Annotated in this window: 21 protein-coding genes and 2 pseudogenes; 13 read left to right on the plus strand and 10 right to left on the minus strand. The window is 33.5% G+C overall.

Annotation, left to right across the window (positions count from 1 at the left end; translation table 11 throughout):
* Positions 1-19: 19 nt before the first annotated feature.
* Complete coding sequence (ytvI, locus tag AZF37_RS03130; protein WP_088369533.1) at positions 20-1,159, minus strand: sporulation integral membrane protein YtvI; 1,140 nt, start codon at positions 1,157-1,159, stop codon at positions 20-22.
* Between the two features lie 152 nt (positions 1,160-1,311).
* Here ytvI and AZF37_RS11470 point away from each other — a divergent pair, with 152 nt between their 5' ends.
* From AZF37_RS11470 to AZF37_RS03150, 7 genes and pseudogenes are all read left to right on the plus strand, one after another.
* Positions 1,312-1,800 carry an SRA domain-containing endonuclease gene (locus AZF37_RS11470; RefSeq protein WP_245612032.1) on the plus strand — a complete coding sequence of 163 codons (489 nt, stop codon included), beginning with the start codon at positions 1,312-1,314 and terminating at the stop codon, positions 1,798-1,800.
* A 136-nt stretch (positions 1,801-1,936) separates the two neighbouring features.
* Positions 1,937-2,176, plus strand: a complete 240-nt coding sequence (locus AZF37_RS11475) for an HNH endonuclease (protein WP_245612033.1) — start codon at positions 1,937-1,939, stop codon at positions 2,174-2,176.
* Between the two features lie 317 nt (positions 2,177-2,493).
* Positions 2,494-3,338 (plus strand): annotated as a pseudogene (nadC, locus tag AZF37_RS03140) (carboxylating nicotinate-nucleotide diphosphorylase).
* A gap of 112 nt (positions 3,339-3,450) precedes the next feature.
* A complete protein-coding gene (nadA, locus tag AZF37_RS12675) occupies positions 3,451-3,612 on the plus strand; it encodes a quinolinate synthase NadA (protein ID WP_342668683.1) in 162 nt (53 codons plus the stop codon).
* Positions 3,613-3,626: 14 nt separating this feature from the next.
* On the plus strand, positions 3,627-4,391 hold the full coding sequence (locus tag AZF37_RS03145; protein ID WP_342668684.1) for a quinolinate synthase NadA: 765 nt from the start codon (positions 3,627-3,629) through the stop codon (positions 4,389-4,391).
* A gap of 644 nt (positions 4,392-5,035) precedes the next feature.
* Entirely contained in the window at positions 5,036-5,329 is a 294-nt protein-coding gene (locus tag AZF37_RS12680) for an iron-containing alcohol dehydrogenase (RefSeq protein ID WP_342668685.1), read from the plus strand.
* A complete protein-coding gene (locus tag AZF37_RS03150; RefSeq protein WP_342668686.1) occupies positions 5,289-6,050 on the plus strand; it encodes an iron-containing alcohol dehydrogenase in 762 nt (253 codons plus the stop codon). The genes AZF37_RS12680 and AZF37_RS03150 overlap by 41 nt, the downstream gene beginning before the upstream one ends.
* Positions 6,051-6,216: 166 nt before the next feature.
* Here the strand turns inward: AZF37_RS03150 and AZF37_RS10320 are convergent, their stop codons facing one another.
* From AZF37_RS10320 to AZF37_RS12190, 8 genes and pseudogenes are all read right to left on the minus strand, one after another.
* Positions 6,217-6,372: a hypothetical protein gene (locus tag AZF37_RS10320; protein ID WP_162473857.1), complete on the minus strand. Its 156-nt coding sequence runs from the start codon at positions 6,370-6,372 to the stop codon at positions 6,217-6,219.
* Between the two features lie 16 nt (positions 6,373-6,388).
* Complete coding sequence (locus tag AZF37_RS03155) at positions 6,389-6,982, minus strand: nucleoside recognition domain-containing protein (protein ID WP_088369534.1); 594 nt, start codon at positions 6,980-6,982, stop codon at positions 6,389-6,391.
* The gene (locus AZF37_RS03160) at positions 6,921-7,223 is read right to left on the minus strand and encodes a hypothetical protein (RefSeq protein WP_088369535.1); all 303 of its coding nucleotides are present in this window, start codon (positions 7,221-7,223) and stop codon (positions 6,921-6,923) included. Before AZF37_RS03160 ends, AZF37_RS03155 begins: the two co-directional genes overlap by 62 nt.
* Entirely contained in the window at positions 7,205-7,825 is a 621-nt protein-coding gene (locus AZF37_RS03165; RefSeq protein ID WP_088369536.1) for a nucleoside recognition domain-containing protein, read from the minus strand. Before AZF37_RS03165 ends, AZF37_RS03160 begins: the two co-directional genes overlap by 19 nt.
* A gap of 133 nt (positions 7,826-7,958) precedes the next feature.
* Positions 7,959-8,465 (minus strand): annotated as a pseudogene (locus AZF37_RS03170) (FeoB small GTPase domain-containing protein).
* Positions 8,465-8,692, minus strand: coding sequence for a FeoA family protein (locus tag AZF37_RS03175; protein WP_088369537.1), 228 nt, complete (start codon positions 8,690-8,692; stop codon positions 8,465-8,467). Before AZF37_RS03175 ends, AZF37_RS03170 begins: the two are co-directional and overlap by 1 nt.
* Positions 8,693-8,713: 21 nt before the next feature.
* Complete coding sequence (locus AZF37_RS03180; protein WP_245612075.1) at positions 8,714-8,929, minus strand: FeoA family protein; 216 nt, start codon at positions 8,927-8,929, stop codon at positions 8,714-8,716.
* Between the two features lie 1,073 nt (positions 8,930-10,002).
* Positions 10,003-10,125 carry a hypothetical protein gene (locus AZF37_RS12190; RefSeq protein WP_281178900.1) on the minus strand — a complete coding sequence of 41 codons (123 nt, stop codon included), beginning with the start codon at positions 10,123-10,125 and terminating at the stop codon, positions 10,003-10,005.
* A gap of 322 nt (positions 10,126-10,447) precedes the next feature.
* Here AZF37_RS12190 and AZF37_RS03190 point away from each other — a divergent pair, with 322 nt between their 5' ends.
* Entirely contained in the window at positions 10,448-10,717 is a 270-nt protein-coding gene (locus tag AZF37_RS03190) for a metallopeptidase family protein (RefSeq protein WP_245612034.1), read from the plus strand.
* Positions 10,718-10,787: 70 nt separating this feature from the next.
* A complete protein-coding gene (locus tag AZF37_RS03195; protein WP_088369539.1) occupies positions 10,788-11,162 on the plus strand; it encodes a DUF1622 domain-containing protein in 375 nt (124 codons plus the stop codon).
* 96 nt (positions 11,163-11,258) lie between these two features.
* Here the strand turns inward: AZF37_RS03195 and AZF37_RS03200 are convergent, their stop codons facing one another.
* Positions 11,259-12,758 (minus strand): nucleobase:cation symporter-2 family protein, encoded by a 1,500-nt coding sequence (locus AZF37_RS03200; protein ID WP_088369540.1) that lies wholly within the window; start codon positions 12,756-12,758, stop codon positions 11,259-11,261.
* Between the two features lie 566 nt (positions 12,759-13,324).
* On the opposite strand from AZF37_RS03200, the gene AZF37_RS03205 reads away from it, so the two are divergent.
* The 4 genes from AZF37_RS03205 to ssnA all read left to right on the plus strand — a co-directional run bounded on the left by AZF37_RS03205 (position 13,325) and on the right by ssnA (position 20,160).
* Positions 13,325-14,617 (plus strand): YgeY family selenium metabolism-linked hydrolase, encoded by a 1,293-nt coding sequence (locus AZF37_RS03205; protein ID WP_088369541.1) that lies wholly within the window; start codon positions 13,325-13,327, stop codon positions 14,615-14,617.
* Between the two features lie 40 nt (positions 14,618-14,657).
* Positions 14,658-15,671 (plus strand): ornithine carbamoyltransferase, encoded by a 1,014-nt coding sequence (locus AZF37_RS03210; RefSeq protein WP_088369542.1) that lies wholly within the window; start codon positions 14,658-14,660, stop codon positions 15,669-15,671.
* Positions 15,672-15,793: 122 nt separating this feature from the next.
* Positions 15,794-18,820: a putative selenate reductase subunit YgfK gene (gene ygfK / locus AZF37_RS03215; RefSeq protein ID WP_088369543.1), complete on the plus strand. Its 3,027-nt coding sequence runs from the start codon at positions 15,794-15,796 to the stop codon at positions 18,818-18,820.
* 11 nt (positions 18,821-18,831) lie between these two features.
* Positions 18,832-20,160, plus strand: coding sequence for a putative aminohydrolase SsnA (gene ssnA / locus AZF37_RS03220; RefSeq protein WP_088369544.1), 1,329 nt, complete (start codon positions 18,832-18,834; stop codon positions 20,158-20,160).
* The last annotated feature ends 24 nt before the right edge of the window (positions 20,161-20,184 follow it).

Genomic DNA, 20,184 nt, shown 5'->3' on the forward strand with positions numbered 1-20,184 from the left:
TAATATAAGCTCTAAACTATTATTTTTCAGAGTCCATTTGTGTTAAATCATTTTCTATTTCTTCACTTGCATTTGAAACATTATTTTTAAATATTTTAATTTTGCCTGAATATTGTAATGTTAAAATAATTTGAGCTGCAATTGGCATGAGAATCATACCTGGAATGCCCCGCCAAATTGAGCCTAGGTAAATAGCAATTAAAGTTACTAAAGGACTTAGTCCTAATTGTTTGCCTACTAATTTTGGTTCAATAATAGAACGAACAATGGTTACCACGACATTTACAATTATTAGGCCAATGGCAAAACCATAATGGCCCTGAATTAAGGCAATAATAATCCATGGAATAATAATAATACCTGTACCAAATACTGGTATTAAATCAAAAATGGAAATGCCAAAAGCTAGGGCTATGGCATTTTGTTGTTGTAGTATTAGTAGTCCAATAGCCAACATCACAAATACAATTAGCATTAACTTAACATGAGCTTTAATGTAATTCATGGTTGTATCAAAAAAGATAACTTTAGTGTCTCTAACTAGAATACGCGCTTTATCTGGCAGTTGTGTTAAAATGAATTTTTTGACATTAGGATAATCTGCGCTCATAAATAAAGACGCCATTACAGTGAAAATCATGGCAAAGAAAAAGCCGGGGACATTGGCAGTAAAACTTGTTAAGCCAATAAGGCCTTGTTCAGAAGCACTAATTAAAAAGTTCTTAAGATTAGTCATAATGCCAGCTTGCATGTTAACGATATTCGTTTGCCATACTGGTGATAGTTTTGCAAAAGCATCGTTGATTAATGAATTTACAAAAACCAAAAATGGTTTTATTTGAGCTTCATAAAAACTAGGAAGACCATTTAAAAGATTTTGAATTACTACAATTAATTCTACAATTATTAAAACAAAAATTAGTATGAGTAGGAGATATGTTAAAATAATAAAAATTGTAGAAACAATACCTCTTTTGAAGCGAACCTTACTGGTTATAAAGTTAACAATAGGATTGATCATATAAGCTATAATAAAACCAATAATAAATGGCATTACCCAACCTATAGCATATATGAAAATTAAATAAATAATAACAGCAATAATAAAGAAATATAAGCTATTAATAATAAACCGTCTTCTTTTTTCAATAGTATCCATTTATTCCACCTTTTATAATATATTTTTCAATTAATTATAGCATTATTAAGTTGAATTTAAAAGCAGAGAATATGCTATAATTGATACACTATGTAGATGATGTATGTCATTTATTCAGATTTCATTAATCTTTGTATTTTAGGGAGGTATTTATGGGTCTTAATACTGAATTAAAGATAGGTGAATCTATTTATAATCCAGAAATTGTAGATATTTTTAAATGTGGGAATATGGGTGGTATGAGAAGATCACATAAAACGAAATCCCTCGTATTAGTTTGCGATCATACAAAAGGATTTTATGATGATCTTTGGAATGGTGATATTTTACATTATACTGGTATGGGAAAAACTGGCGACCAGAATTTGTATGGAGGACAGAATAAAACCCTTCTTAATGCTAAAAGTGAAGGTGTTTCTGTATTTTTATTTGAAGTTGTAGTGAAGTCTCAATATGTATTCTTAGGTGAAGTGGAGTTAGCTGATGTTCCCTACCAAGAAGAGCAGTTGGATATAAAGAATAAGCTCAGAAAAGTTTGGATATTTCCTATTCGCTTAAAAAGTAGAGAATCTGTCTACGAGGTTGCAGAACAAATTGCTGAATATAATATTTCTGAAAAACAAAAAAGGCTAAAAGGTTAAGTAATCCAGAGCTTGAAATGCTTATTGACAACAAGAGTGATAAGATTAGTTATAGAAAAGTATTAACTAAACAAATAGATAGAAATGTTTATGTAAGTGAATATGCTAAAAGAAGAGCTAATGGTAAATGTGAATTATGTGGAAAAAAGCTCCATTTAAGAATAAAGCAAATAAGCCCTATCTTGAAACACATCATATTATTTGGCTTTCCGAAGGAGGGCGGGGGGATACGATAGACAATACTGTAGCTTTATGCCCGAATTGTCATAAAAAGATGCATGTACTTGGCCGAGAGGATGAACTAAAAAACTTAAAGCTATTGATAAAAGAATACTTAAATAAATCAATGCTTTGTACGCAAAAAATAGCCCAATAGAAGGCTGTTGAGCTGGTTTTAGTATTACTATCTTTCGTTAAAACAGTTAATCCTATGGAGCTTAATTCCTGTAAAAGAGAGATTGAAGAGATAAGAGGCAGTAGTATTGAGGGGTTATAAAATATAACTTATAACAAAAACTATTATTCAGGAGTGTATGAAAGATCCAATATAAAGAGAATGTAGTAAGAAAGGTGCTAATATTGAAGCACCTTCTTTTTATTACTAAATGATTAAAGCTTGAAATTAGGATTGAATTATGGGATTATAGATAACAGATATCTATTAGAAATAACTAGTATAGATAAGGAGTTAAGATGAATAGGCTAAAGCTTAAAGAAGCAATTGAAAATTTTATTTTAGAAGATGTAGGCAGTGGCGATATTACTGCTGAATCTATTTTTGATGAACTTAGAACAGACAAAGGTATTTTTAAAGCTAAAAGCGAGGGTATTATTTGTGGATTAATTGTAGCAGAATATGTTTATGAAGCCTTAGGTGGCAATGTTCAATTAAACTATTTGAAAAATGATGGGGATTTTGTAACAGCTGGTACAAACTTATTAGAGGTAGAAGGATCAGTAAAAACATTATTAACTGGTGAATGCTTAATATTAAATTTGATGCAACGTATGAGTGGTGTTGCAACAATGACTTTTAAAGCAGTTGAAATACTAGGAGGCTCTTCTATTCGAATTTGTGATACCAAAAAGACTTTGCCTGGTTTACGCTTATTTGAAAAATATGCTGTTCGTGTAGGCGGTGGCTACAATCATAGAATAGGGCTTTATGATGGTGTAATGTTAAAAGATAATCATATTGCTTTTACAGGTGGTATTGCTAAGGCTGTAAAAAAGTTCAAGAAGTTGTTGGTTTAATGGTAAAAATAGAAGTGGAAATTGAATCACAAGAACAACTTAGAGAAGCTATTGAAGCAGGTGTGGATATTATTATGATTGATAATTGCAGTCCTGAAAAAACTAAATTACTAGCAGAAGATGTTCCTGCTTCAATTATAATCGAGGCATCAGGAGGAATTAATTTAGAAACTTTGGGTTTATATAGTGAGTGTGGAGTAGACTATATTTCTTTAGGCTGTTTAACCCATTCAACTGAACCATTTGATATTAGTTTTAATAGTGTAGGAGGCTCTAAAGTATGAAAGCTTTAAATGGTATTAATCAGAACTATAACCGTATTATCCAAATTAAAAAAAATTAGGGAAAGAATTACTGATCCTAGGCCATCATTATCAAAGTGATGAGATTATTACTTTGTCTGATATTGTAGGAGATTCTTTGCAAATGGCTCAAATGGCTCAAATAGCAGCCCAGAATAAGGAGGCCAAATATATTGTTGTTTGTGGGGTGCATTTTATGGCTGAAACAACAGATATGTTGACTGAAAAGTATCAGGAGGTTTTTTACCAGCCTTAGATGCTGGCTGTTCTATGGCGGATATGGCGGATATAAATGCTCTCGAAATTGCTTGGGAAAAGCTTTCAAAAATATATGGAATTCAACTTTTACCCATAACCTATGTTAATTCGACTGCATCTATAAAAGGTTTTGTTGGCGCTCATGGTGGTGCTACTATTACATCAGGCAATGCAGAATCCGTTTTGAGATGGGCTTTAAAAAAGGAAAGGTTATCTTTTTTGCCAGACGAATATTTAGGACGAAATACGGCTTTTAAGCTAGGAGTTTCATTAGATGAAATGGCAGTTTGGAATCCTTTTACAGACTGTATAGAAGGTAATGAAGAAGGGCTGAAAATAATTTTATGGAAAGGTTTTCGCTTTGTTCATAAAAAATTTACTATTGAAGATATTAATAGAATCAGAAAGACATTCCCTGAAATGGCTATAGCTGCACATCCAGAATGTACTTTTGATGTTGTACAGAATAGTGATTTTAGTGGCTCCGCTAATGCTATTATTAATGTTTTAAAAGAAGCTCTAGCAGGTAGTCAATGGGCTATTGGGACTGAAGCTAATTTAGTTAATCGTTTAATTGCTGAAAATCCAGATAAGACAATTATCCATTTAAGTAAGAATGAGAGTCACTGTGATTCTATGAATAAAATTACACTCGTTAACTTACGTGAGGTTTTGGAAGGGATTTTAGAGAAAAACTTTTTAGGTGTAATAAAAGTTGATGAAGCTTTGACAAAAAATGCTGTCAAGGCATTAAATAGAATGATGACTATAAAATAATAATTTTGCGTTGTTTTTAGAGAGGGATTGGCTGTTAATGGTTTATTTTATTATTAGCATTTACAATGTTGAGTGTATCAAGAATAAATTCTATTTATACTGATGTATTATGGCTACTAATGACTTGTTTAGTTAAATCATCGTTGGTTGCATTCTCTCATTCCAATTGGTCGAAATCGCTAATTGTTTTTATAGCTGGCATTACAGGATCTTCTTTAAGTGCTTTATATTGATTCGATCTTCACTGTCATTTAGTTCATAACACTTCATCATAGATATATTCCTCTGTACGTTTACGTTTTTCAGCCATAATAACGTATAGGAGTGGACTTGCTTCTACAGATAGGGGGGATTGTTATAGCAATAGGTGCTATTGCAATAATTTAATGTAGTATGTTGCGTAAAAAGATTTGATTTTGTTAGTCATAAATAAACTCCTTTTTTTGCTTCAAATATAGTACGTAAATTCAGTTTCCTTATTAAACTGTGAATAAGAACTTAATGTTTTTAAATTGTAGCTTCTGCTATAATGAAGGAAAAGTGGTGAGGTTGAATATGTATAAGTTATATTGTAGATTGTATCAATTTTTATTTAAAATAGGTGCTTATTTTATTCCTTTTATAGTATCAATAAATTAGGGATTATGAAAGGCTTATTAAGCTGTTTGGAAAGGTCGGGGATAAGTTATGTGGTTTTTGATCAAATAGTTGCCAATCCTACGATAAATAAAATTGAAGAAGGTGTTAAGGCTTTCAATTTAGCTGGATGCGAAGCCATTATTGCTTTTGGTGGTGGCTTACCTATGGATTGTGGAAAAGCCATTGGTGCCCGTATTGCTCAACCTAAAAAATCCATTTCTCAGATGAAAGGGCTTTTTAAAATTAGAAAAAATTCCATTGTTAATTGCTGTTCCAACAACGGCAGGGACAGGCGGTGAAACAACTATTGCAGCTGTCGTTGTAGATTCTAAGACAAAAGAGAAGTATGCTATAAGTGATAGCGTGTTGGTTCCTAAATATGCTATTTTAGACCCTTGTCTGACAATTGGGTTACCCCGCTTGCTTCAAGTAACGGGATTTACAGGTATGGATGCCCTTTGTTATGCTGTTGAAGCCTATATTGGTCAGAGCTCAACAAAAGAAACTGGAAAAAATAGTCTGGAAGCGGTGAAGTTAATTTTCCAAAATTTAGAAAAAGCCTTTTTAGACGGGCAGGATGTGAAGGTGAGAGAAGCAATGTTGTGGGCAGCATTTATTGCTGGGAAAGCATTTACTAGAGCCTATGTAGGCAATATTCATGCTCTTGCTCATCCTTTAGGTGGTTACTACGGTATTCCTCATGGTTTGGCCAATGCAGTAATTATGCCCTATGTTTTAGAATATTATGGTGATTTAGTTGTAAAACCTTTAAGCCAGTTGTCTGATGTTATTGGTTTAGGAATAGGGGCGGATAATAAAACTAAGGCAAGACTTTTTATTGAAGCCATTAAAAGCCTTAATAATAATTTAGGGATTCCTGATAAATTAGAGGGTATTAAAATATCTGATATTCCCTTAATGGCAGATTATGCTTTTCATGAAGCAAATCCTTTTTGCCCAGCTCCTAAAATTTTTTCTAAAAATGAATTTGAGAAAATATATGCAATGATAAAAAAGTGATGAGGTTATATTCAGTTTTAAAGCAATTTTTAAGGGTTCTAAGCTATGTTAATGTTTTTAGTTGGTTAAAATATCTATGATTGCTGTTTTAAAAGGAGTTTGGAAGGCAAAAAAGGGCTATCCAATTATTGAATAGTCCTTTTTTGTGAAGAATTATTATGTTCGTTTATTTCTTATTATTGCATTTTGAAGGACAACTGTTGCAGTTACCACCAAGGTTGCAAATCGCTTTTCCTTTAATGCGTCTGTAAATATTAAAGATTACTGTAAATAGGACAAGTCCCACAGCAAGTAATACGATAACAATATCTATTGGATTCATGATATACTCCTAACGTTTAGCCAAATATTAGTGTCCCAATATTATAGATGAGGAAAGATACAATCCAAGCGGTAGCTAGCCAAAAGGCAATAGCTATTGCTGTCCATTTTTTACTTCTTAGTTCACCGTGAGCCGTTGCAACAGCAGCCATACATGGTACGCTTAGTAGGTTAAAGGCAATAAAAGCGATAGCCACTACAGGCGAGAAGGCTGTTGCTAAAGTAGCTATTAATGCTTCACTAGCGCCACTGTCCTCTATTGGATCACCTTCGATTCCGGGTGCATAAAGAACGCCCATTGTAGAAACTACCATTTCTTTTGCCATCAATCCTGTAAGAATTGCAACAACTGCTTTCCAAACATCTGGACCACTTGCAAATCCAAGAGGCATGAAGATTGGTTTTACAAAGTTACCAATAACACTTAAAATACTTTCCGCACTATTTGCGTCAACCATTTGAAAACTAAAACTGAAGTTTGCTAAAAACCAGATTACTATAGTTGCACCTGCAATAATAGTAGCCGCTCTAAAGATAAATCCTTTTAGCTTATCCCATAATTGAAGAAGTGTATTTTTTAATCTCGGTAAGTGGTAAGCTGGCAATTCCATAATAAAAGGTGTAGGTGTAATAGGTTCTTTGAATAGGGTTTTTGAGAATTATGGCTGTAATAATAGCTACAAAAATACCTAAGAAATAAATTGCAAAAATTGTTAAGTCAGCATGAGCAGGGAAGAAGGCCATGGCAAAGATTGACCAAATAGGTAATTTTGCACCACATGAGAAAAATGGCATAAGCATAATAATTGTAAGACTTTTTTCATTTTCATTGTTTAATGTTCGCGTTCCCATAATTGCTGGAACTGAACACCTAAATCCCATTGTGAAGGCATAAATGCCTTGCCTGATAGCCCGAATCTGCGTAGTATTCTATCCATTATAAATGCTACTCTTGCCATATAACCAGTATCTTCCATAATAGAAAGAAAGAGAAATAGCATTAATATTTGTGGCAAGAAGGAGAGGACTGCCCCAACACCGGCAATTAAACCATCAACAACTAGTCCCATTACCCAATCGGCTGCATTGAGGTTTTCAAGTAGCGTTCCTACACTTTCACTTATAAAGCCTATGAGTTCTTCTGTTAATCCTTGTAACCAGACACCTGGTGAAGGAATCTCAGTAATGAAAAACAGATTTTCTCCAAAAGTTAAATGGAAAACAACAAGCATAAAGAGTAAAAATATTGGTATTCCTAGTACTTTATTTGTCAATACTTTATCAATTTTGTCAGAGCGGCTTAGTTTATTGGATGTTATTGTTTGATTTTTTATTGCTGTTGCTAAATTATTTTCAATATATTGGCAACGTTCGTTTGCTACAAAAGCTTTAAAGTCGCCACCAAGATTTGGATCTATAGTAACATCTTCTTTTATTTGATTAATTGGAATCAATAAATCAGGAAGGATTTGCTTTTCTAACGAATCACCTTCTAATAGTTTTACTGCATGAAAGACTGGATGTGCAATATTTTTCTTATTTACTAAATCTAGGGTTTTCCATATTCAGCTTTTAAGGAGGAATTTCCTAGAACGCTAAATGCTTGCCTTTTTTAGCAGTTTTCAAGGCCTTTTCCATTAAAGGCTTCAGCCCATCAGAACGAAGTGCACTGATTGGTACAACAGGTATTCCTAATTTATTTTCGAGTTTTGCTAAATCTATTTTAGTGCCATCTTTTTCAACAAGATCCATCATATTTAATGCTGAAATTACAGGACAGTCTGTTTCAAGTACTTGTGTTGTTAAGTACAGATTTCTTTCAAGATTTGTTGCATCAACAATATTGATTATTAAATATGGTGTTTCGTTTATGATGTAATTTCTTGATATAGTCTCTTATGGTGTATAGGGAGAAAGGGAATAAATCCCTGGCAGGTCAATTATATCAATAGCTTCACCAAGCTTTTTATATTGTCCCTCTTTTCTTTCTACTGTTACACCAGGCCAATTTCCTGTATAGGCTGAGCTTCCAGTAAGGTTATTGAACAATGTAGTTTTTCCACTGTTGGGGTTACCGACTAAGGCAAATCTCATTATGCTTCCCCCTCTGTTTCTAAGATAATTGTACTGGCTTCCGATTTCCGAATAGATAACTCATAGTGTCTTACCGTAAGCTCAATAGGATCTTTTAGGGGGGCGGTTTTACGCATTGTTACTTCTGTGCCAGGCGTAAGAACCATATCAAAAATCCTTCTTTTAATATGACCATCTCCTAATATTCTTATTATTGTCCCTTTTTCACCTATTTTAAAATCCTTCAAATTTTTTCCATTTTGTTCTCCTTATTCAACCATTATTTTCATAGATAATCCTTTGCTAATAACAACTCGGCCATCTTTAATTTTGACAATTAAATTTCCGTTATTACTATTGACCAATGTTATGTATTGTCCAGGTATAATACCTAAGTTGTTAAAATGTTTTTTATAGCTATCTTCTATAAGCACTTGGCTAATAGTAACTTTCTTGCCAATTGGCGCTATTCCTAATGGCATCATTATCACACCTTTTCTCCTAAAATTTTTTGTAAGACATAGATAGATTAAGTTAAAATAACTTAACTTATTAAGGTTACTTAACATTTTAAGGGGTAATGGCTTTTTATCAAGAGAAGATAATCTTTTTTTAGATTACAAAATTCTTTATAGACTAAATATATAAAAAAGAGCAATAACATTTTTGTTATTGCTCTTTTAATAATTTATTTAATAATTAAGTAATTATAAATTTATTCTGCTCCTAATGCAGCCATTGTAATATAGTTATATGGTTTATTGAAATGAGGGAGAAAGAAGCTATCTGTTAATTTTAGTCTATCTATTGTTGCTTTTTCTGGAATTGTTAATAACCAGAAGCAATTTAAGTATCTAACAGACGACGGGTGGTTTTGTCTTAGATGATACTATTTTTCACTTATGCATTTTCAATTTCAATAAACTCTGGTTTTTGCATGTCTTCAAATTTGGAGACAGCCGCGTCAAAACCAAGTGTTATTGCTTTACCATAAGTTAGATAGTGGCTACCATTTTTAAATCATATATACAGATTTTTTGAGCATTGAATGCCAACACTTTTAAGTTGTAGTCTACATATACATTGCAAGCGGCAAATACACCACTTCGAACTGCATTTTGTAGCAAGGGTAGTGTATTTTTTATTAACTGAGTAAGCTTAATTTTCAAAAAAATTAAATCATTTTTGCCTAGGATATTATTTGGTCTGAAGCCAACAGAGAGTATGATCATGTCAGAAACGTATGCTCCCTTATTAGTAATAATTTTTTCAATTTTGATATTCCCTTAAATTTCTTTGAGGCTTTTGCCGAATTTTAAATTAATTTTGTGGTTGGGAAGCCTTGTTTCAAGTAATGCTGTAAAGTTGCAAAGATAGACATCTATCAGAAATACCAATTAAGTTAAGGTTACTTTTTTGCATTTTGAAATAATTTAACAAACTGGACATTTTCTAAATCTTTTCTAGTTCAGTGCCATCTTTAGTTGTGGTATTAACTTTTTTGTTTTAGAAATTAATATTGTAAACTTCAGTTTCCATATATAATATAAGCCACATCCTAAAAGCTAACATTATAGTTTCTGTCTATTACGGTTACCTTTGCATTGGGATTTAAGGAATAGATAGTAGTAATATCAGCTGCTCTGGAGTGGTTAGCGCCAAGTACAATAATTATACTCATTAAAATTCCTTCTGTTATTGTTGCTCATTTATTTTGATTCTAAATTTATTGTAAATCTTATGAGTGCACCTTAACATGCTCTTTCTGAGTAGTCAAGTATTTCAGGCATATTTTTTAAGTTAACAGTTATTTGAAATTATAGTATAATAGTAATTGTATAAGAGATATATATTGGTAATATGTAATATAAAGGAGTTAAAGGATGGTTTCTTTTGAAGAAGCGGAAGAAGCGGGTGATATGTTAGATCGAATAGCAGAGCATTTGCCTAAATAATTTTATAATCACTTAAATGGTGGTATTATTCTTCAGCCTGAGGCAAAATTGCATAAGGAAGCAAAGAATAATGATTTGTTTGTATTAGGAGAGTATCATGTAGATAATTTAGGTAGATATATTTATATTTATTATGGTTCTTTTATTAAGATACATGGTTTGCTTTCGGTGGAAGCTTTTGAAGAAAAACTTAAATCAACCCTTGTTCATGAATTTACTCACCATTTAGAGTCTTTAGTAGGGGAGAGATCATTAGAGATAAAAGATGAGATTTATATGGCTAAATATAATTTGAGGAAAGAAAATAGTAACCAATAAGGCTACTATTTTCAATTTGAAAAACAATTAGGGATATACTATACTTTAGAGAAATGGAGGAGGGTATCAAATGGAACAAATAATCCCTTTTTTTGAAGTGATTGCTATGATTTTAAATGTTTTATCTATTTTAGTTATTAGTTGGGGCGTACTATTAGCTACGGTTAGTTTTCTGAAATCAATTGTTACAAGGTATAGTTTTTCAGAAAACATAGGGGTGAATACTGATATTAAAAATAATTTAGGCTCCTATATATTGTTAGGACTTGAGATTTTAATTTGTGCTGATATTATTCAAACAATTTTAAATCCTAATTTTAATGATATTTTAATGTTAGCATCAATTGTTGTTATTCGAACAGTTATTTCTTTTTTCTTCAAAGTGAAATTGAGGCATCAGAAAATCAAAAAAATTAGAAAAATAAATATTGAGACTTCTGGTTAATTGATAAAAGCCCCTAGGATGCTATCCTAGGGGCTTTTATGGTATTAAAGGTTAAGTTAATTGTAATTTAAATATCGTTAACCGGATTAATTTTATCTACTTTTTTCCTGTACCATTAAACAATAAGTTTAAGAGGATTGCTGTAATGGCAGCTAAGGTAATTCCAGAGCTTAGAGCTGGTTCTAAGGCTGGTGGAAACATACCAAAGAATAAGAATTGATTAACAAAATGTCCACCATTAATGCCTGCACCTGCAATAACGCCTGCAGTGCTTGCAGGTATTTTTTCAAGTAAAGTTCCGCCATAAGGAACAATAGCAGCTACTACTGACATAGCAATTATGAATAAGTTGTTTGGTTTTTCTTCCAATTGTGCTTTAGATAGTGTTTTAATACCATTAGCAGCAACCATAGCGAACATAATAACTGCTGCACCACCAATAACAAACTTCGGAATACTTTCAACAAGAGCCCCTAATTTTGGTACTAGACCCAGAACAACTAGGATTACACCAGATGCAGTAACTACCCAGCGGGAACGGACACCAGTTAAGGCGATTAACCCAACGTTTTGAGCAAATGCGGTGTAAGGGAATGCGTTAAACATACCACCTAACATTGTAGATAAACCATCTGCTCTTAATCCAGCAGCAATTTCTTTTTCTCCAATTGATAAATCGATAATTTCACCAATTGCGATAAAGTCACCTGTAGATTCAACCATAACAATAACCATAACAATAATCATGGAAACAATAGCTGAAGCAAGACCTGCCGATAAGAGACCGCCATGGGTCACTGCTTCCCAATAAATGCCATTTTCAAATCCTGGGAAATTCATTCCAAATGGTAAGTCGAGGCCAAACCAGTGGCTTGTACCAACTTTAGTAAAGTTAACAAATCCTACAGCAATGGAAATTACATAACCGGCTATTAGACCAATTAAAATTGAAATATTTTTCCAGAATCCCTTGAGGAATCGGTTGCACAATAGAATTATTAAAATAACTATAAATGCAATCAATAGAAACTTTTTGGAACCAAAAGCATAGAAAACAGCTTTTCCGTCTACTATTTTCTCTACAACACTTTGTCCACCAACCATTTTTAAGCCAACTGGAATTAAGCTAAGTCCAATGGACAAAATAACAGAACCTGTAACAATAGGTGGAAAGAAGCGTATGAGCTTACTAAACAGAGGCGCAATTAACAATGTGAATAAACCTGCTATAATTACTGACAAAAAGATTACTACCAGTGCTTGTTCTGAGGTAAACCCTTCATTGATAATTCCTGAACCTACAGCAATAATCGGTTGCACACAGGCAAACGTTACACCTTGAATTACAGGGAGTCTGATACCGAACTTCCGGAAACCAATGGTTTGGATGAGGGTAGCAATACCGCAAGTGAACAAATCAGCATTAATTAAGAAAATGATTTGTTCTGATGTTAGTCCCAATGCACCACCAATTACAAGTGGGACGGTGACGGCTCCTGCATACATGGCTAATACATGTTGGAAGCCATAGATGAAAAGTTTGCTGAAAGGCATCTTTTCATTGACAGGATGTTTTTTGAATTCTTCATTAATCATATTTACTCCTCCTTCAGAATATAAAATTATATAATAAATAATTACTATATCGTATTTTTTGGTCTGTATAGGTTGGTATTATGTGATAAACAAAAGTGTGAAGCGCGTTAAAATGCCTTGTTTATTGTGATTTGTTATAAAAATTTAAAATCTTATCTTCAAATTATAGACAGGGTATACATATTTGTCAACATTAAAGGTGTTGAACGAGAACTGAAAACAATTACATTTGGAAGCTATGATAAGTGTTAAATATATTGTGGAAGTTAAATAAGCTGACACATATAATTTGTATTTCTGAATAAAACTACTGAAAATGCTTTTATGAAAACAATTTCAAACCAAAACTGAAATGCAAACTCTGTACTTTTGGAAATGAAAGAGGGTATAATTATTATAGGTATAAAAAATGACTTTGAATGAACTAAACAAAAGGAGGGAAATGGTTGCTGAACAATCTTGTTAGTTATCGAGAGGTTTTGGCGACAGTTTTTTTATTTAGGTATATATTAAAGTATATAAATGAAAATTCATAGACATTTTAAAATAAACAAGGAGGTATACACATGAGTATGAATTTTAAAGACATTCTTTTGAAAGCAGAAGATTATAAGGAGGATATGACCAAATTTTTAAGAGATATGGTTGCTATTCCAAGTGAGTCTTGTGAAGAAGAAGGTGTAGTAAAAAGAATTAAAGAGGAAATGGACAAAGTTGGGTTTGATGAGACTTGGTTCGATGGACTTGGAAATGTTATAGGCCGTATTGGTAATGGTAAAACTGTTATTGCTATGGATGCTCATATTGACACTGTAGGAATTGGAAATATTAAAAATTGGACTGAATGTGACCCTTACGAAGGTAAAGTAGTTGGCGACGACATTTATGGTCGTGGAACATCTGACCAAGAGAGTGGTATGGCTTCAATGGTCTATGCTGGTAAAATCATTAAAGATTTAGGCCTAGAAGATGATTTCACATTATATGTTGTTGGCTCTGTTCAAGAGGAAGACTGTGATGGCTTATGCTGGCAGTGGATTCTTGAAAAAGAAGTTCCAGCAGGCAACTTTAAAAAACCTGAATTTGTAGTAATTACTGAACCTACTTCATTAAGAATTTACAGAGGACATAGAGGTCGTATGGAAATTAGGGTTGACGTTAAAGGAATTAGCTGTCATGGTTCAGCTCCTGAAAGAGGAGAAAATGCTATTTATAAAATGGCTCCAATTATTATGGAACTCAGAGCATTACATGAGAACTTACACTATGATGCATTCTTAGGAAAAGGTTCTTTAGCTGTATCTCAAATTTTCTATACTTCTCCATCAAGATGTGCAGTTGCAGACAGTTGTGCAATTTCTATTGATAGAAGATTAACTGATGGTGAAACTTGGGAAAGTGCTTTAGAAGAAGTTAGAAACCTACCTTCTGTTAAAGAAGCTGATGGTGTTGTTTCATTATACACATATGATCGTCCATCATGGAAAGGGACTGTTTATGAAACAGAATCTTATTTCCCAACATGGGTTATTCCGGAAGCAGACCCAGTTTGCCAAACATTAGTGGAAGCTGGAAATGGCTTATTCAATAAAGAGAACTTCGGTGCTCTTAAAGAACAAAAAGAATTAAACCCACACTTTGTTAAATTATTTGAAGGACCAGTTGTAGACAAGTGGACTTTCTCTACAAATGGCGTTTCAATTATGGGACGTCACGGTGTTAAGTGTATTGGATTTGGACCTGGAGATGAAGAACAAGCTCACGCTCCTAATGAGAAAGCTTATAAATCTCACTTAGTAGCAGCAGCAGCTTTATATGCGGCTATTCCAAAACAATATGTAGACAAATACGTAAAATAAAAAAAATAAAAAATTAATTTTAAACCTGGGGAGGGTTATTATGCAAGCTAATTTCAGAGGTAAACATCTAATCACTCTAAGAGAGTGGACTAAGGAAGAAATTGACACATTAATGGACGTTTCTTTCGACTTAAAGAAAAAATTTGCACTAGGTATTCCAACAAGATACCTACAAGACCAAACAATTTTCCTAATGTTCTTTGAAGCATCAACAAGAACAAGAAACTCTATGGAAGCTGGGATTACACAATTAGGTGGACATGCTCACTTTTTAGATACTTCAACAATGCAGATTTCTCATGGTGAAACACCAAAAGATACTGCAGTAATTCTAGCACGTTTTGGACATGCTATTGCATGCCGTATCTGTGCTTGGGATACAGGAAACAAATATATTAGGGAAATGGCTAAGTGGTCTCCAGTGCCAGTAATTAACTTACAGTGTGACCTCTACCACCCATTGCAAGGACTAGCTGACTTAATGACTATCATTGAGAAATTTGGTGATACTAAAGGTGTTAATGTTTCAATTATTTGGACATTTGCTACAAGTCACAAAAAACCAATTTCTGTTCCATTAACACAATCACTATTATTCCCACGTTATGGAATGAATGTTACTTTAGCTTATCCAGAAGGCTATCACATGCCTGATTGGGTATATGAAGAAGCTAAAGCTAATGCTGAAAAGCATGGTGGTTCTTTCAGAATTACTCATGACCAAGAAGAAGCTTATAAAAATGCTGATGTAGTTATTCCTAAAAACTGGGGTAACTGGGTTGCAGATCCTGAGGGAGATACAACAAGCAGTAACACTCAAAGCGAAGCGTTATTGGCAAACAAGAGCTGGAAATGTACTCTTAAATTAATGGAGTTAACAAGTCCAAACTGTGTTTACATGCACGCTTTACCGGCTGACAGAAATAACGAAGTTGAAGATGAAGTTATTGATGGCAAATGGTCTGTGGTTTATGATGAAGCGGAAAACAGATTACACACATCTAAAGCTGTAATGGCTTTAACAATGGGTGGCAGAAACGCTTACCACGGCTAATAAAAACAATTTTTAACAATAGAAAGAGTTCCACTGTTCCGGTGGAACTCTTATTCTACACAAATAGATGTGAAAAAAGCGCATTAAATAAGTTAGAAACGCCAAGGAGGTAGGACTAAACAATGAGTGAAATAATGAGAATGATTCCTTTCGAAAATATGGTTGAGTGGATGTTAGATGAATACAAGGACCAAGGCTCTATTTTTGGAATTCGTAAAGATAAAATGTATAAAAATAAAAGCGGTAAAAATGTGGTGATGTTTGGCGATGAAATTAGTTCTCCTGTAGGACCAGCTGCTGGACCAAACGCACAATTAGCTCAAAATATCGTAGCTTCCTACTTAGCAGGATCTCGTTTTATTGAACTTAAGACAGTTCAAGTTATGGATGGTGAGGAATTAAGAAACTGTATTCCTAGACCATGTATTAATGCACAAGATGAAGGCTTTAACGTTGAATGGTCAACTGAATTAACAGTTGAAGAAGCTCAAAGTGAATATATTAAGGCATGGTTTGCTGTTCAGGTAATTGCTAAAGAATTAGGCATTAGCAATCAGAGAGACTTTGCTTACAACATGAGTGTTGGCTATGATTTAGCTGGTATTCAAACGCCTAAAATTGATGGTTACATTGAAGGGATGAAAGATGCTTCAAATACTAAAGTGTTTAAAGAATGTCAAGAATATCTTTTAAACAACCTAGGACAATTTAAAAATGTAACTAAAGATGATGTAATGGCAATTTCACCTAATATTTGTCAATCTATTACATTATCAACTATGCATGGATGTCCTCCAGAAGAAATTGAAAAAATTGCCCGTTATTTAATGAAGGAAAAAAATATTCACACATTTGTGAAATGCAATCCTACATTATTAGGCTATGAATTTGCAAAAAATATTTTATCAGAGATGGGTTACGGATTTGAATTTGGAACACATCATTTTGATAATGATTTACAATATGATGACGGTATTGCTATGATTAAACGCTTAATGGAGTTTGGCGCAAGTCTGAACTTATCTTTTGGTGTTAAATTAACAAATACTTTTGCAATGCCAATTAACAACAAAGAATTACCTGGCGAAGAGATGTATATGTCAGGTCGTTCCCTTTATCCACTAACGATTAGTCTAGCTAATAAACTATCAAAAGCATTTGATGGTAAATTACCTATTTCATTCTCAGGTGGAGCTGATCATTTCAACATTGAAGATATTATTAAGACTGGTATTCAACCAATCACATTTGCAACAACAATTTTAAAGCCAGGTGGCTATGAAAGAATTAAGCAATTAGCTGATGATGTTGAAGGCGCAATGAAAGGCGAATTTAAAGGAATTGATTTAGAGGCTTTAAATACGTTAGCTACAGATGTTGTGAATAATAAGCATCATTTAAAATCTGCTCGTCCAGTTGAATCTAGAAAAACAGATTCTGTTCTACTTCTTTTCGATTGTGCTAAAGCGCCATGTAAAGATGGAGGATGTCCTATTAACCAACAGATTCCAGAATACTTGCAACTTGTAAGTGATAAAAAATATGATGAGGCTTTCAAAGTAATTGCAACTGATAATGCTTCTCCTGCAGTTACAGGTACTATTTGTGACCATCAATGTCAACATAAGTGCACAAGACTTGATTATGACACTTCACTTGAAATTCGCAACATGAAAAAAATTGCAGTTATGAATGCACAAGATAAGTTTATTGCTTCTATGAAAGTTGCCAATATTGCTTCTGATAAAAAGGTTGCTATCGTTGGTGCTGGACCTGGTGGTGTGGCTACAGCTTTATTTCTAAGAAGAAATGGCGTAGATGTAACTATTTTTGAAAAAAGACAAGAAGCATATGGTATTGTCAAATATGTAATTCCTGGCTTCAGAATTTCTGATGAAATTATTAACAAAGATGTAGATATGGCTAAAAAAGCTGGTGTGCGTTTTGAATTTGGTGTTGACGAAAATATTAGTGTAGCTAATCTTAAAAAAGATTATGACTATGTAGTTCTTGCAATTGGCGCATGGAAAGAAGGGGTTTCTCCTGTTAAAGAAGGAGCCGAAAACCTAAAAGATGCTTTAGCTTTCTTAGAAGATTTTAAATCTAATGACGGAAAAATAAGCTTAGGAAAAACTGTAGCAGTTATTGGTGGCGGAGACGTTGCGATGGACTGTGCAAGAGCAGCTAAAAGAGTACCCGGGGTTGAGAAAGTAATGATTGTTTATAGAAGAACAAAAGCTTTTATGCCTGCTCAACCTGAAGAAAAAGCTGATGCTTTAGCAGATGGTGTTGAATTTAAAGAATTACTTGGCCCAGTGAGCTATAAAGATGGAGTTTTAACTTGTGAATACATGGAGCTTGGTGAAAGAGATGCATCAGGACGTAAGAGTGTTAAAGGAACAGGTAAAACAACAACTATTAATATCGATACTGTTGTTGGTGCAACAGGAGCTAGAATTGACACTACTTTATTTGAGAAGAATAGTGTTAAATTAGATTCAAAAGGTTACCCAGTAATCAATACTAATAATGAGAGTGGTTTAGCTGGTGTTTATATTGCAGGAGACTGTAAAGCTGGTGCTTCTACAATTGTTAAAGCTATTGCAGATGGTAAAGTAATTGCTGAAGATATTTTAGGAAAAGTTGGCTTGAAAGCAGACTTTGTTCGCTATTCATATCCACAAGACGAGAAGACTATTTACGATAGAAAAGGTGTTCTAGCTGACAAACGCGGAGATGAAAGCGATGGGAAACGCTGTTTAGTTTGTGACCAAATTTGTGAAATATGCTGTGACGTCTGTCCTAATAGAGCTAATGTAGTTGTAAAAGTAGACAGTGGCTTCAATCAAAAACATCAAATCCTTCATATTGATGGAATGTGTAATGAGTGTGGCAACTGTGGTGTTTTCTGTCCGCATACAGGTAATCCTTATAAAGATAAAATTACATTATTCTGGACTGAAGAAGACTTTGTTAATAGTACTAACAAAGGATTTGTACAAACAGGAGATAAAACATTTAAAGTTAGAAAAGAAGATGGTTCAATTGTTGATTATACTTTAGATGAAAAAGGCGTAATTTCTGATCAAATGTCAGCTGTATTAAAAACAGTTCTAAAAGATTATGATTATTATACTATGAGCTTATAGGAGGAAAAATCATGATATTAATTGGAAACGGAAAAGTATTCACACGTGATGCCAATAACCCATACATTGAAGACGGTGCTGTCTTAATTGATGGTAAAGTGATTAAAGAAGTGGGTAAAACAGCAGATTTAAAAGCGAAATATAAAGATGCTGAGTATAAAGATGTGAAAGGTCGTTTAGTAATGCCTGGATTCATCAATGCTCACCAACACTATTATAGTACCTATGGTAGAGGTTTATCACTAGATGGTCCGCCAGCTACAATGTTCAGTCAAATTCTTGAAGGATTATGGTGGCGTTTAGATAAACAACTTACATTAGAGGATGTTTATTACAGTGCTCTGATTCCTATGTTGGAAGAAATCAAATGTGGTGTAACTACTGCAGTTGACCACCATGCTAGTCCAATGGCTGCAAGAGGAAGCTTGTTTAAAATTGCAGAAGCAGCTAAAGAAATGGGTCTTCGCAGAAATTTATGTTATGAAGTTTCTGATCGAGATGGTCTTAAAATTGCAGATGATGGCATTGCAGAAAATATTGAGTTTGCTAAGTATTGCAATGAAGAGAAAGACGATATGATTAAAGCTATGTTTGGGCTACATGCTTCAATGACAATATCAGATGAAACTTTAAAAAAATGCCTTAAAGGTGCTGACAGTGTAGGTGTTGGCTTTCATGTTCATGCGGCAGAAGGCATTGAAGATGTTGCTGATTCCTTAGCTAAATATCATATGCGTGTTATTGAAAGATGGCACAAAGCAGGAGTCTTAAATAAAAAAAGTATTGCTGTACACTGTATTCATATTACAGATGCTGAAATGAAAATGCTTAAGGACAGTGGCGTATCTGTTGTTCATAATCCAGAGTCAAATATGGGAAATGCTGTTGGTGTTGCTCCAGTATTGAAGATGATGGAAAAAGGAATAGAGGTTGGTTTAGGTACAGACGGTTATACTTTTGATATGACTGAATCCTATAAAGTTGCTAATATACTTCATAAACATGAAGCTCAGCTACCTAGTGTAGGCTGGGGAGAACCACCAGCAATGTTGTTTGAAAACAACAGAAAAATTGCCGGCAAGCAATTAGAAGGTAAAATTGGTATCTTAGAAGAAGGTGCTTATGCAGATATAATTATTTTAGACTATAAACAATTTACACCAATTAACGAGAATAACATTAATGGACATATTTTATTTGGTGTTTGTGGCAGAAATGTGGATACAACAATTTGTAATGGTCGAATTCTAATGGATGAGAGACAACTTGTAGGTATTGATGAAGAGAAAATAGTTGCAAGATGTAAAGAGTTATCTACTGCTATGTGGAACCGTATTTAAATTATTAGGAAAACAAACCCTTGA

This window comes from endosymbiont 'TC1' of Trimyema compressum (assembly GCF_001584725.1).
Classification (GTDB): domain Bacteria; phylum Bacillota; class TC1; order TC1; family TC1; genus TC1.